Origin of the sequence: Sinorhizobium alkalisoli (genome assembly GCF_008932245.1) — a bacterium.
In the GTDB taxonomy this organism is placed as follows: Bacteria; Pseudomonadota; Alphaproteobacteria; order Rhizobiales; family Rhizobiaceae; genus Sinorhizobium; species Sinorhizobium alkalisoli.
Window position 1 is genome coordinate 2,678,198 of the sequence record NZ_CP034909.1, and the last position, 12,386, is coordinate 2,690,583.

Sequence of the window (12,386 nt, forward strand, 5' to 3'; positions counted from 1 at the left end):
CCGCATGTCTCCGTAAATCGAGCTCGACTTCTACAGCGCCGCGCGTCTTATAAGACGCGCAAAGGTCGCTGTAGCATTTTGAATTTACTGCATGTCTTTGTCCTTTAATCGAGGTCGACTAAAGGAGACATGCAGTAGCGTGCGCGTCTGAAAGGCGCACGGCGGCGTACTGCATTGGTGCCGATAGCCGTGCAGCGGACTTGGGCGCCGATCTATAGAAAAGGCCGCCGCCCCTTCCGGAGCAGCGGCCTATGACGGCGGTCCAGATGAAGCTTCTATTGCGGTTGCGGCTCGAAGCCGCCTTCGGGCTCCTCGCCCTTGGTGCCGACTTCCTTTTTCGTGCCGGCCGAAGGCACCGCCGATCCGCGATGCGGCGGCGTGTCGTCGCCGAGATCGCGGGCCGGCTTCTCGCCACGGATCAGGGCTTTGATCTCGTCGCCGGTCAATGTTTCGTATTCGAGCAGCCCTTCCGCGAGTGCAACGAACTCGTGGTTCTTTTCCGTCAGGATACGACGCGCCTCTTCATAAGCGTCATCGATCAGACGGCGAATCTCGTTGTCAATCTTCTGCGCGGTCGCTTCGGAGACATTCTTCTGTTGCGCCACGGAATGGCCGAGGAAGACCTCCTGCTGGTTCTCGCCATAGGAGACCTGGCCGAGCTGGTCGGAGAAGCCCCATTGCGTGACCATCGCGCGGGCGAGCTTGGTCGCCTGCTCGATATCGGACGAGGCGCCGGAGGTGATATTCTCCTTGCCGAAGGTCAGCTCCTCGGCGACGCGTCCGCCCATCATGATGGCAAGCCGCGAGATCATCCACGTGTAGCTCATCGAGTAGCGGTCGCCCTCGGGCAATTGCATCACCATGCCGAGTGCGCGGCCCCGCGGGATGATCGTCGCCTTGTGCAGCGGATCCGCCGAGGGGACGTTGAGCGCGACGATCGCGTGGCCGGCCTCGTGATAGGCGGTCAGCTTCTTCTCGGCCTCGGTCATGGCGGAGGAGCGGCGCTCCGCACCCATCATGATCTTGTCCTTGGCGTCCTCGAACTCCTGCATGGTGACGAGACGCTTGTTTCGCCGCGCCGCCATCAGGGCCGCCTCGTTGACGAGGTTCATGAGATCGGCGCCGGAGAAGCCGGGCGTGCCGCGGGCAAGCACCTTGAGATCGACATTCGGTGCGAGCGGCACGTTGCGGACATGCACCTTGAGGATACGCTCGCGGCCGTTGATGTCCGGGTTCGGCACGACGACCTGCCGGTCGAACCGGCCTGGGCGCAGGAGCGCGGGGTCGAGCACGTCTGGACGGTTGGTCGCGGCGATCAGGATGATCCCCTCATTCGCCTCGAAGCCATCCATTTCGACCAGCAACTGGTTCAGCGTCTGCTCACGCTCGTCGTTGCCGCCGCCGAGACCTGCGCCGCGGTGACGACCAACCGCGTCGATCTCGTCGATGAAGATGATGCAGGGGGCGTTCTTCTTCGCCTGCTCGAACATGTCGCGGACGCGCGACGCACCGACGCCGACGAACATCTCGACGAAATCCGAACCGGAGATGGTGAAGAAGGGAACATTCGCCTCACCAGCGACAGAGCGGGCAAGCAGCGTCTTGCCGGTTCCGGGCGGACCGACGAGCAGCACGCCGCGCGGGATACGGCCGCCGAGCCGCTGGAACTTTTGCGGGTCACGCAGGAATTCGACGATTTCCTCGAGGTCCTGCTTGGCTTCATCAACGCCGGCGACATCGTCGAAGGTCACCCGGCCATGCGCCTCTGTCAAAAGCTTGGCCTTCGACTTGCCGAACCCCATGGCGCCGCGCGAGCCGCCTTGCATCTGGCGCATGAAGAACAGCCAGACGCCGAGGATCAAAAGCATCGGCAGCAGCGTGCCGATATAGCTCAGGAAGCCGGAGGAGCCGTCGGCTTCCGGACGCACCGTCACCGTCACGTCCTTCGCTTCCAGCCGCTCGGTGAGCGCGGTATCTACCGCAGGCGCATAGGTCTGGAAGGTCGAGCCGCTCTCGGTGTAGCTGCCGATCACCTTGGAACCGGTGATCACCACTTCCTTGACGCGGTTGGCATCGACGTCCTTCAGGAACTGCGAGAAGGGAATTTCACGCGAACCCGTGCGCTCGGTCGGCTGCTGGAACATACTGAATAGCGCTATCAGGAGAAGCGCTATGATTGCCCAGAGGGCAAAATTTCGAAAATTAGGGTTCATCGAACTCCCCGGAACCTGCCGCAGCCTGGCGTTTGCCGGACCGCACTCTTGTTCCTTAACATAAGGTTCCTGCGCTGCCTTGCCAAGGCAAACCGCTGGCTACCCTTCCTTTTCCGTCAAACATCGTGAACCGGCGGAGCGGGATAGCGTTCCCGTCCGAAAAGCACGGCAACGGCGTCAGCCATGATCCTGTCGAAACCGGGCAAAAAGGTGTCATAAAGCCCGATACGGCACTCGATCACCGCCGCCTCGCGCCCTGAACTTTCGGGCTCCGCAGACACGATGCGAGGTGCCACCTCCGAAGCCCTTCTCGCAACCCCCTTCGGCAGTCCTGCGTCAATAAGCCTCTGCTGGAGCGCGGCTCCATCCACGCCGGCGCTCACCGTCAGGGCGGGTCCCAGGCTCGCAATGCTGAAGCGCCCATCCCAAAGGCCCCTGCCCCCGGGTCCGATGCCGAGGACCGGAAGGTTGCGCGGTTCTCGGTAGAGATAGAGGCCGCTGCGACGCCGGTCGAAGACCACCCGCCCGGCGGTCATGCGACCTGGACGGTCCGATCGCAGAAAATCCGAAAGCCTCTTGATCGTCGCGCGCGCCGGAAGGTGGCCGCGCCCCCCGAGGACTGCGGCAACCGACATCAGGCCGCGGCGCCAATCCGGGTTGTCCATCTTCACCGCACTGGATGCCGCAATCTCGGCAACGAGTGCCTCGTGGACCTTTACTCGTTCCTCGATCAGCGCCGCCGCCCTTGCCGAGGAGGCGGCCCGTTGCGCCCCACTCCAAACGGGCGACGACGCGCAATTCGACCTATCCACATCCGCGCGCAGGCGGGCCCGCTCGAATTGAGGATTGACGTTGCTCGGATCATCGGACCACCCGATGCCCCTCCTCTCGAGGTAGGTGCGGATTTCGGCGCGGCGAATGCCTAGGAACGGCCGCAAGACCCAAATTTGCCGGGCGTACAGCATTGTTGCCGCCATGCCTGCGGCTCCCTGGCCCTCGCCCGTTTCCCCTTCGACAGGGTGGCGCGCGCCGCGCATGGCGATCGTCTCGCACTGATCGTCGGCCGTATGGCCGGTGGCGATGCAATCGGCGTCAAACGCGTTGGCCGCTACGGCAAGCAGTTCGTAACGCTTGTTGCGCGCTGCCGCCTGAATGCCGGTCTGGGGTTTGTCGCCCTCCCAGCGAAGAACTCTATGGGGGATATCGAGCTCGGCGCAGAACCTGCCGACCGCTTCGGCTTCAACAGCAGACCCGGACCGTAGCGCGTGATCGACGGTACAGGCGGCAAGGGAGAAGCCGCCCTTCTCTTCCGCGATCGCCGAATGCAGGGCGAAGAGCAGGCCCATGGAATCGCTGCCACCGGAGACGGCGACGAGTATCCGGCCGGGTTTGACGAAGGATGAGAGAAGACGTCTGGCCGCATCGAGGACGGCGTTGGGCATCAAACGGGCCTCAGCAGCCGAAGCGGCTCTGCTCGCTGGTCACCTTCGCCTTAACGGCGGCCGATGCCTGGGGATAGCGCTTGTTCACCTCGCGCAATGTCGCGCAAGCCGTTTCCTTGTTGTCGAGAGCCCCGAGCGACATGCCGAGCTTCAACAGCATTTCGGGTGCCTTGGGCGATTTGCCGTAGGTCTGGTGCGCGTTCAGGAAGGTCTTCGCCGCATCGCTGAAGTTGCCCTGCGAATATTGCGCTTCACCCATCCAGAAGCTGGCGTCCGCCGCCTTTTCCCCCTCGGGAAAAGCCTCGAGGTATTGGCGAAACTCCTGCTCGGCCAAGCCGTAATCGCCGGAAAGCACATGGCCGTAGGCGGATTGATAGAGATCGCCCGCATTGCCGAGCGCGGCCGTCTGCTGGCCCGCTGCCGCATTGCCGTCGATACCGGCCGTACCCTGGTCGGCCATGCCCGTATCGACACCCGGCAGAGTGGCGTTTGCGCCCGGCTCGATATCCGTGGTGGCCGAGACCGGATTGCCGTTCTCGTCGAAAATGATCTGGCCGAGCGTCGTCGGCGGCGGCGCAGCGCCTGGAACTGCCGCAGCCATGTCGTCATCGGCCGACGCGGTCGGTTCCGGGCTCTCCGTCACCTCGGGGGTGACGGATGCCTGGTCGTTCATCTTCGGCGTATCAAGCGCGCCGCTTTTCTTGCCGGAGGACCTGCCGCTTTCGAGATCCTGGAAACGGAACTCGTTGTCCTCCTGGAACTTCCGGATCTGTTCCTGCATCTGCAGGAGTTGGAAGCTCATTTCCTCGATACGCCCGTTGAGCGAGCGGATCTGTTCCTCGAGCTGGCCGATCCGACCGGCGTCGGCCGACTGCACTTTCACCACCGGCAGGTCATCTTTTCCGGCTTCGGTTATACGGGCAAAGAGCCCGGAGAGCGGCATGGCATTCGCGATTGGGCCGAGGCTCGTAAGGGCCGTCAGTCCAACGAGTCCTGCCACGACAAATTTCTTCATATTATTTGTCCTGTTCGAATCCGATCGTCCCACCCCATGGCGCCACAATACATTCGCCGATTCCCTGAGGTGAGCGCCGCACATTTTTCCAATTGCCGTGAAAAAGCAACGGAGTTCGGCCAAAGTGTGGTAAAAAAGCAAAGGGCGGCACTCGGCCGCCCCTCAATTTGGCATTTCACGGGAGCTGAAGATCAGCTTCCGGCACCACCGAGAACGGTAACGGCGCGGCGGTTCTGCGACCAGCAGGAAATATCGTCGCAGACGGCCACCGGCTTTTCCTTGCCGTAGGAGATCGTGCGCATGCGGTTGGCGGGAACACCGCGGCTGACGAGATAGTCGCGGGTCGCGGCAGCGCGGCGGGCGCCAAGCGCCAGGTTGTATTCGCGGGTGCCGCGCTCGTCAGCATGGCCCTCAACGGTGATTGCGTAGTTCGGATATCTCGCCAGCCATTGCGCCTGGCGGTCGAGCGTTGCCTGAGCATCGGCGCGGATCGAGCTCGAATCCGTATCGAAGAAGATGCGGTCGCCGACATTGACCGTGAAGTCCTGCTGCGAACCCGGCGTTGCCGCGCCGGCGCCGAGGCCGAGACCGGCGGCATCGTTCGGCAAGTTCTTCTTCGAAGCGCAGCCGGCAAGGGCAAGCGTCATCACGAGGGCGATCATGACCGGATTGCGGGCAAAGGTCTGCAGGCGGCTTGCGGCCGGGGTGTCAATTCGGCTCATGGGGCCGGGTCTCCTTGAGAAGCGTCATAAGAGAGGTGTCTGAATTCACGGTTGCCAGACTGTAACCGGGAGCGGTTAATTGCTCTTCAACGGATATGGTTAACAAAACGGAAATCGGTGTGGGAAGGCCGCTACACCAGTACTTTGCGGCGAGAAAGCGGCAAATGGGCCACATTTCACGCCCTTGCTGTGGATATCCCGCCCCTTAATATCTGGGGCGGGCTAGATCGAAATCGGCGTTCTATTCCATCAGCGGCGACCAGGCCGGATCGGAGGCGAAGCCCTGGGTCTGGATCAGCTGCTCGTTATAGCCCGTGAGATCGATCGAATAGAGCTGCGGACCGCCGGCGCCGGCATTCTGGCGGAAGAACATCAGCACACGGCCGTTCGGCGCCCAGGTCGGGCCCTCGTTGTGGAAGCCCGTGGTCAGAATGCGCTCACCCGAACCGTCCGGCTTCATCACGCCGATCGAGAACTTGCCGCCCGACTGCTTCGTGAAGGCGATGAGGTCGCCGCGCGGAGACCAGACCGGCGTGGAATAGGAGCCGTCTCCGAAGGAGATGCGCGTCTGGCCGGAGCCGTCTGCCCCCATAACGTAAAGCTGCTGCTTTCCGCCGCGGTCGCTCTCGAAGACGATCCGGCTTCCGTCCGGCGAATAGGACGGCGACGTGTCGATCGCGGCGGTGTTGGTCAGCCGCGTCGTCGTGCGCGAGCGCAGGTCCATGGTGTAGATATTGGCGTTGCCGTCCTGCTGCAGACTCATGATCACCCGCTGCCCGTCCGGCGAGAAGCGCGGCGCGAAGGTCATGCCGGGAAAGTTGCCGACGACCTCGCGCTGTCCGGTTTCGAGCTGCAGCAGATAGACGCGCGGCTGCTGGTTCTCGAACGACATGTAGGTGATTTCCTGCCGGTTCGGCGAGAAGCGCGGCGTCAGCACGATGTCGTTCGTGTTGGTCAGCGCCCGGGCATTGGCGCCGTCCTGGTCCATGATCGCGAGCTGGCGCTTGCGCGCATTCTTCGGTCCGCTCTCGGCGACATAGACGATGCGGGTATCGAAATAGCCCTTCTCGCCGGTGATCCGCTCATAGATCGCATCGGCAATGATATGCGCGACGCGGCGCCAGTTTTCCGGCTGGGTATAGAACTGTTGGCCCAGCATTTGCTGCCCGGCGAATGTATCCCACAGGCGGAACTCCGCCTTCAGCCGGCCGTCGCCTTCCTGGGTGACGCGACCGATGACGAGCGCCTGGGCGTTGATCACCTTCCAGTCCTCGAAGCGCGGGGCGGCATCGGGATTGGAAATCTTCTCGATGAAGGCACCCCTGTCGACCGGCGCAAAGAGACCGGAGCGCTTCAGGTCGGCAGCAATCACGTCGGATATTTTCTTGCCGAGTTCACCCTGCAGGAAATCGGTCACGGCGATCGGCAGCGGCTCGACATTGCCCTTGTTGATGTTGATCTCGACGAGCGCGTTCGCCGGCGAGGCAAGAAGCCCACAGGCCGCGAACAGCACCATCAGAAGGCGGAAAAAGTTGCTCAGCATTTCCATAAAGCCTTTCAGCCTTTCGTCTTTCTGGCGGGTCGGAGATATTGCGCGCGGTTTCCCGCCCCGCATCCCGTTCCCAGCCGGTCTAGAGCATTGAGCTCGGGTCGAAATTGACGACGACCTCGCTCCACGAATCGTATTTGTCGGCAGGCAGCCCCTGAAACGGCGCGGACTTGAGAATCGCGCGACGCGCACCGCCCATCAGCGCCCGGCGCGCCGAGTCGGAACCGCCTGTGGCTTCGACCTCGGGCTCGCCGATCAGGCTGCCGTCCCGGTCGAGCCGCATCGTGACCTTGATGCGCACGTCTGAAGCGTCGGCCATACCGGGGATGATCGACCAATTGTTCTGGATCTGCCCGCGCAGGGCGTCGATCTCGCTCTGCGAAAGCTTTTCACCGGAGGTGGTCTTCTTGCCGCCCAGAGCCGCTTCCTCGGTCGAGCGCTTGGCGCCGCCGCCGGAAGACTCCTGCTTGTTCAGCAGTGCCGCAATCTCGTCGGCATTGAAGTCGCTCTCCTTCTGCGAGGTCGCCTTCTTCTGTTCCTTCTTCGCCTCTTCCTTCTTGCGCTCGGGCGTCTTGGCCGTCTGCGCCGGCTGTTCGACCTTCGGCTTCGCCATCGGCGTCGGCACCTTGTCGGGCAGAGCCTCGGCCTCGGGATTTTCGGCCGGCTTCTCTTCGGCGGGTATCGCTTCGGGGATCGTTTCCGGCTTCACCTCCTGCTTCGGCGTCGGCAGGGCCGCGACTTCCGTTGCCGGTTCGGAGGCGGGCTTCGTTTCTTCGACCTTTTTGATCTCCTCCATCACCGGGTCGGGAGTCGGCGGGGCCTTCTCCGTTTTTTCCGGAGCGGCTGCCGTTTCCTTCTCAACCGGCTTGGCGTCCGGCTTCGGCGGCGCCTTCAGATCGATGTCGTTGTCGCCGACATTTTCGGCATTTTCGACTGGCGTCGGCTTCTTGGTCGGAACCGGGGAGGCCTTTTCCTTGGCCGGCGCCTTTTTGTCGCCCTGTTGGATCTGGGTGATCGATTCGACCGGTATGATGTCGACCGGCAGCGCCTCGACATCCGCAACCTCGAATTCGGCCGGGCTGCCGAGCGACACCAGCGCCCAGGTCAGGACCAGGGCGTGGAGGACAGCAGATGTAGCAAGACTGCCCTTCATGACCGGAGATCACTTTTCCTGTTCTTGGAGCGTTACGAGCCCGAGATTCTTGAAGCCGGCGGCCGAGATGCGCGCCATGACCTTCATCACCGTGCCGTAGTCGGCATTGGTGTCGCCGCGCACGTAGATGCGCTCGTTGTAGCCGGTAGTGGCGATCGCCTCGAGCTTCGGCACGACCTCGTCGATGCCGATCGGCGTCTCCTGCAGAAAGATCTCGCCGGCCGGATTGACCGAAACGGTAATTGGCTGGGTGTCCGCGTTCATGGCCTTCGCCTGCGTTTCGGGCAGGTCGATCGGCACGCCGACCGTCATCATAGGCGCCGCCACCATGAAGATGATCAAGAGCACCAGCATCACGTCGACAAGCGGCGTGACGTTGATCTCGCTGATCGTAGCCCTCCTGCCGCTGCGCCGGCGGCGTCCGCCGCCCGAACCCCTGGCTCCACCAACTGCCATACCCATAAGCCTGGTCTCCGTGCCCGGGGATTACTGCGCAGCCTGGCGCGAAGGCTGCAGCTTCTCGTCGATCTGCCGCGACAGGATGGCGGAGAACTCGTCGGCGAAAGCTTCCATGCGCGCCGTCAGCTTGCCGGAATCGGCGGTGAATTTGTTGTAGGCGATAACGGCCGGAATGGCGGCGAGCAGGCCGATTGCGGTCGCCAGCAGCGCCTCGGCGATGCCGGGCGCCACGACGGCGAGGTTGGTCGACTTCGAGCCGGCGATCGCCTGAAACGAGGTCATGATACCAATCACGGTGCCGAAGAGGCCGATGAAGGGCGCAGCCGAACCGATCGTGGCGAGAGAGCCGAGCCGCGCCTCGAGCGTCTCGGATTCACGCGCGAGCGTCACGTCCATGGCACGGTCGATGCGCATCTGCAGACCGATGGGCGAACGGGCGCCGCGCTCGAAGCTCTTCTTCCATTCGCGCATCGCCGAGACGAAGATCGCGCCCATCCCTGTGGTATTCCGGTCGGACAGCGTGCGGTATAGCTCCTCCAGCGACTGGCCGGACCAGAAAACCTGCTCGAAATTGTCGAGCTGGCGCCGTACGCGTCCGTACTTCAGGGACTTGTCGACGACGATCGCCCAGGTCCAGACCGAGGCTCCGATCAGCCCCAGCATGACCAGCTTCACGACAAGGCCCGCCTGCATGAACAACGACCAGAGGGTCACATCGCTCGTCGCGGCCAATCCTACCTGTTCCATCGATTCAGTCCCCGAATCCAAATACCCGGCAGAGCGGTTCATGCTCGTGACCGGGTTGCCCAAAGGTCTTTTGCAAGTATGCCCCGGCATTGCCACCCATCGCGGCACTGCGATCTTTTGCTTTAGCCTGCCTTCTTGCCGTCAATTTTGGTCAAAGGATGACGTGCAGTGCACAAATCCTGATACACAGATTAAGACACCGTTATAGTTAAAGGAGTATTACCGGACGCCACCACAAGCGGAACCTCGCCGCCCTTTGAACGTTTCGGTTCCATGTTTTTCAGGCCGTCGAGACAAACTCGGGAACCGCCAGTGCCGCAGGCCGGCCGCCGCAACGGATGAGGTGTGGGCGACGGCAGCGTGCGCAATGTGGAAAGGCCAGCTTCGCCAGCTCTTCAGCGCCAAGCGGACGGAGGGCAGCGAGGGCAAGAAGACCAAGGCGCAATCCTCGTCCTCCGGCCGCAGCCGGCAGCAATCGGCGTGAGGAGAGATCCATGGCGGCGCGCAGTGAACCGCTTTCCGAATACAATCGGCGCCGCGACTTCGCCAGGACGCGCGAACCCAAGGGTATCGTCGCGCAAGGGCGCCAGAGCCGGAAGCGCTTTCTCGTCCAGAAGCACGCCGCGACTCGGCTGCATTACGACTTCCGCCTCGAGTGGGAGGGGGTGCTGAAGAGCTGGGCCGTCATTCGCGGGCCGAGCCTCAACCCGGAGGACAAGCGCCTTGCCGTACGGACGGAGGATCATCCGCTCGCCTATGGCGATTTCGAGGGCACGATCCCCGAAGGTGAATATGGCGGCGGCACGGTCATGCTTTGGGACACGGGCTGGTGGGAACCGGAAGGCGACCCGGCCGAGGGGCTGAAGAAGGGCAAGCTCTCCTTCCGCCTGCATGGAAGCCGCATGAAGGGGGGCTGGGCACTCGTCCGCATGCGGCCGCAGGGAGGCGAGAAACGTGAAAACTGGCTCCTCGTGAAACACAGCGACGAAATCGCCTCGGAGGACGGCGATGCACTCGTCGAGGACCAGGTGACGAGCATCCGCACCGGGCGCACGATGGAAGAGATTGCCTCCGGCAAGGGCGAAGGGAAGGCACGCGTCTGGCATTCGAGGAGCACGGCTGCCAATCTCGAGGCCGGTGCAATAGCCGAGAGCGGCGACCGGCAGAAGTGGCGGTCGCGCTCCTTCGCGAAGGCGCCCGACTTCCGGCCACCTCAGCTTGCGACGCTGGTGACAAAGGCACCCGCCGGAGACGATTGGCTAAGCGAGGTGAAGTTCGATGGCTATCGGCTGGTTTGCACGGTCGGCGGTGATGGAGCGCGCTGCTACACGCGCAACGGCCTCGACTGGACCAAAAAGTTCCCCGCGATTGCCGCCGCCCTTGCCGAACTCGATTGCAAGTCGGCGCTGATCGACGGCGAGGTGGTGGCGCTATCGCAAGAAGGTTCCAGTTTCTCCGCCCTTCAGAAGGCGCTCAAGACCGGTGCCAGCACCCGCCTCTATGCGTTCGACCTGCTCGAGCTCGACGGCAAGGACCTCAGTCGCCAGCCGCTCGTCGAAAGAAAGGCGAAGCTTAAAGCGCTGCTCGACACGCTTGGCGTGACGGCGACCATCCAGTACAGCGAGCATGTGCGTGGCAGCAGCGCGCATGTGCTTGCCGCCATGTGCAGGGCCGGACAGGAAGGCATCATCGCCAAGGAGGCGAACGCTCCCTATCGCAGCGGCCGAAGCCGGAGTTGGCTGAAAGTCAAATGCACGAAACGCCAGGAGTTTGTCATCGGCGGCTATACGCCTTCATCGAAAAAAGGCCGGCCCTTCGCTTCGCTCCTGGTCGGCACCTTCGAAGGCGGCAAGCTCGTCTATCGCGGCGGCGTCGGCACCGGCTTCACGGGCAAGACGCTCGATGAGCTCGCAGCGCTTTTCGCCAGGCGCAAACGCCAAACGTCGCCCTTCGATGCGGTGCCGCGGGAGCGAAGCCGCGATGGCTTATGGCTGAAGCCCGACCTGGTGGCGGAGGTCGATTTCGCCGAGTTCACCGATGACGGCCATATCCGCCACGGCTCGTTCGAGGGATTGCGCGAAGACAAGGAGGCCAAGGCCGTGAAACTGGAAACGCCGAATGCCGCAACCGCCAAGGCCAAGACGCGCCTACGCAAATCCCCGGCGGCGAAGAGCTCCAGGCCCATAGCGAAGGGAGAGGACGAGGTGCTCGGCATCCGCATCTCCAATCCCGACCGAATCCTTTTTCAGGGCCAAGGCATCAGAAAGATCGACCTTGCCCGCTACTATGCGGTGGTCGCCGAGCGGATGCTGCCGCTTGCAGCCGGCCATCCCCTCTCGCTGGTGCGCTGCCCGCAAGGTCGGCAGAGAAAGTGCTTCTACCAGAAACATGCGAGCGACGGCTTTCCGAACGAGATACGGGAAGTTCCGATCGAGGAAGCATCCGGCGAGACCAAGAACTATATGTATCTGGACAATGCCAACGGGTTGGTCGCCGCCGTTCAGATGGGAACGCTCGAATTTCACATCTGGGGTTCAACCATCGACAAGCTGGAACAGCCGGACCGCCTGGTCTTCGACCTCGACCCCGATCCGAGCGTCGGCTTCGCCACGGTGAAGTACGCGGCCAAAGCGCTGCGCGACGAACTCGGCCGGATCGGCCTGACGTCTTTCGCCCTCGTGACCGGCGGCAAGGGCGTGCATGTGGTCGCGCCGCTCGTCCGCCGCGCCCCCTGGGAAGAGGTGAAGCGCTTCGCCAAGACTGTCGCGCAAGGTTTCGCGGATCGCGATCCCGATCGATTCGTGGCCACCATGTCGAAGGCCAAGCGCAAGGGCCGGATCTTCATCGATTGGCTGCGGAACGAACGCGGGGCCACGGCGATAGCCCCCTATTCCACCCGCGCCCGCGAAGGCGGGCCCATTGCCACGCCCGTCGGCTGGGACGAACTCGAAGCCCTCGGCGCCGCCAACGCCTTCCAGATGGCCGACATTCTTCAGCGGATCGAAAGCAGCACGGATCCCTGGCGCGAGTTCGGCAAGGCAAGGCAGTCGCTGACGAAAAAGCTCCTGGACTCGGTCGCGGGCTGA

Annotated in this window: 9 protein-coding genes; 1 reads left to right on the plus strand and 8 read right to left on the minus strand. The window is 63.1% G+C overall.

The genetic code is table 11. The annotated features are described in order from the left end of the window. Positions 1-275: 275 nt before the first annotated feature. From ftsH to tolQ, 8 genes are all read right to left on the minus strand, one after another. Positions 276-2,213, minus strand: coding sequence for an ATP-dependent zinc metalloprotease FtsH (ftsH, locus tag EKH55_RS13055; RefSeq protein WP_069459199.1), 1,938 nt, complete (start codon positions 2,211-2,213; stop codon positions 276-278). Positions 2,214-2,329: 116 nt separating this feature from the next. Beyond that, positions 2,330-3,655 carry a tRNA lysidine(34) synthetase TilS gene (gene tilS / locus EKH55_RS13060; protein ID WP_069459198.1) on the minus strand — a complete coding sequence of 442 codons (1,326 nt, stop codon included), beginning with the start codon at positions 3,653-3,655 and terminating at the stop codon, positions 2,330-2,332. Positions 3,656-3,665: 10 nt separating this feature from the next. Continuing rightward, on the minus strand, positions 3,666-4,670 hold the full coding sequence (gene ybgF, locus EKH55_RS13065; protein WP_069459197.1) for a tol-pal system protein YbgF: 1,005 nt from the start codon (positions 4,668-4,670) through the stop codon (positions 3,666-3,668). A 191-nt stretch (positions 4,671-4,861) separates the two neighbouring features. Then, positions 4,862-5,392 carry a peptidoglycan-associated lipoprotein Pal gene (gene pal / locus EKH55_RS13070; RefSeq protein WP_069459196.1) on the minus strand — a complete coding sequence of 177 codons (531 nt, stop codon included), beginning with the start codon at positions 5,390-5,392 and terminating at the stop codon, positions 4,862-4,864. Positions 5,393-5,633: 241 nt separating this feature from the next. Beyond that, positions 5,634-6,941: a Tol-Pal system beta propeller repeat protein TolB gene (gene tolB / locus EKH55_RS13075; RefSeq protein WP_069459195.1), complete on the minus strand. Its 1,308-nt coding sequence runs from the start codon at positions 6,939-6,941 to the stop codon at positions 5,634-5,636. 82 nt (positions 6,942-7,023) lie between these two features. After that, positions 7,024-8,094, minus strand: a complete 1,071-nt coding sequence (locus tag EKH55_RS13080) for a cell envelope integrity TolA family protein (RefSeq protein WP_069459194.1) — start codon at positions 8,092-8,094, stop codon at positions 7,024-7,026. A gap of 9 nt (positions 8,095-8,103) precedes the next feature. Continuing rightward, positions 8,104-8,556 carry a protein TolR gene (gene tolR, locus EKH55_RS13085; protein WP_069459193.1) on the minus strand — a complete coding sequence of 151 codons (453 nt, stop codon included), beginning with the start codon at positions 8,554-8,556 and terminating at the stop codon, positions 8,104-8,106. Between the two features lie 24 nt (positions 8,557-8,580). Next, positions 8,581-9,300, minus strand: a complete 720-nt coding sequence (tolQ, locus tag EKH55_RS13090) for a protein TolQ (protein ID WP_069459310.1) — start codon at positions 9,298-9,300, stop codon at positions 8,581-8,583. A gap of 494 nt (positions 9,301-9,794) precedes the next feature. On the opposite strand from tolQ, the gene ligD reads away from it, so the two are divergent. After that, on the plus strand, positions 9,795-12,386 hold the full coding sequence (ligD, locus tag EKH55_RS13095) for a DNA ligase D (RefSeq protein WP_069459192.1): 2,592 nt from the start codon (positions 9,795-9,797) through the stop codon (positions 12,384-12,386).

Bases quoted from the DNA above. Each gene is read 5' to 3' on its own strand.
- tolR (WP_069459193.1), bottom strand. From the start codon at position 8,556: ATGGGTATGGCAGTTGGTGGAGCCAGGGGTTCGGGCGGCGGACGCCGC.
- ligD (WP_069459192.1), top strand. From the start codon at position 9,795: ATGGCGGCGCGCAGTGAACCGCTTTCCGAATACAATCGGCGCCGCGAC.
- tolQ (WP_069459310.1), bottom strand. From the start codon at position 9,300: ATGGAACAGGTAGGATTGGCCGCGACGAGCGATGTGACCCTCTGGTCG.
- tolB (WP_069459195.1), bottom strand. From the start codon at position 6,941: ATGGAAATGCTGAGCAACTTTTTCCGCCTTCTGATGGTGCTGTTCGCG.
- ftsH (WP_069459199.1), bottom strand. From the start codon at position 2,213: ATGAACCCTAATTTTCGAAATTTTGCCCTCTGGGCAATCATAGCGCTT.
- ybgF (WP_069459197.1), bottom strand. From the start codon at position 4,670: ATGAAGAAATTTGTCGTGGCAGGACTCGTTGGACTGACGGCCCTTACG.
- tilS (WP_069459198.1), bottom strand. From the start codon at position 3,655: ATGCCCAACGCCGTCCTCGATGCGGCCAGACGTCTTCTCTCATCCTTC.
- EKH55_RS13080 (WP_069459194.1), bottom strand. From the start codon at position 8,094: ATGAAGGGCAGTCTTGCTACATCTGCTGTCCTCCACGCCCTGGTCCTG.
- pal (WP_069459196.1), bottom strand. From the start codon at position 5,392: ATGAGCCGAATTGACACCCCGGCCGCAAGCCGCCTGCAGACCTTTGCC.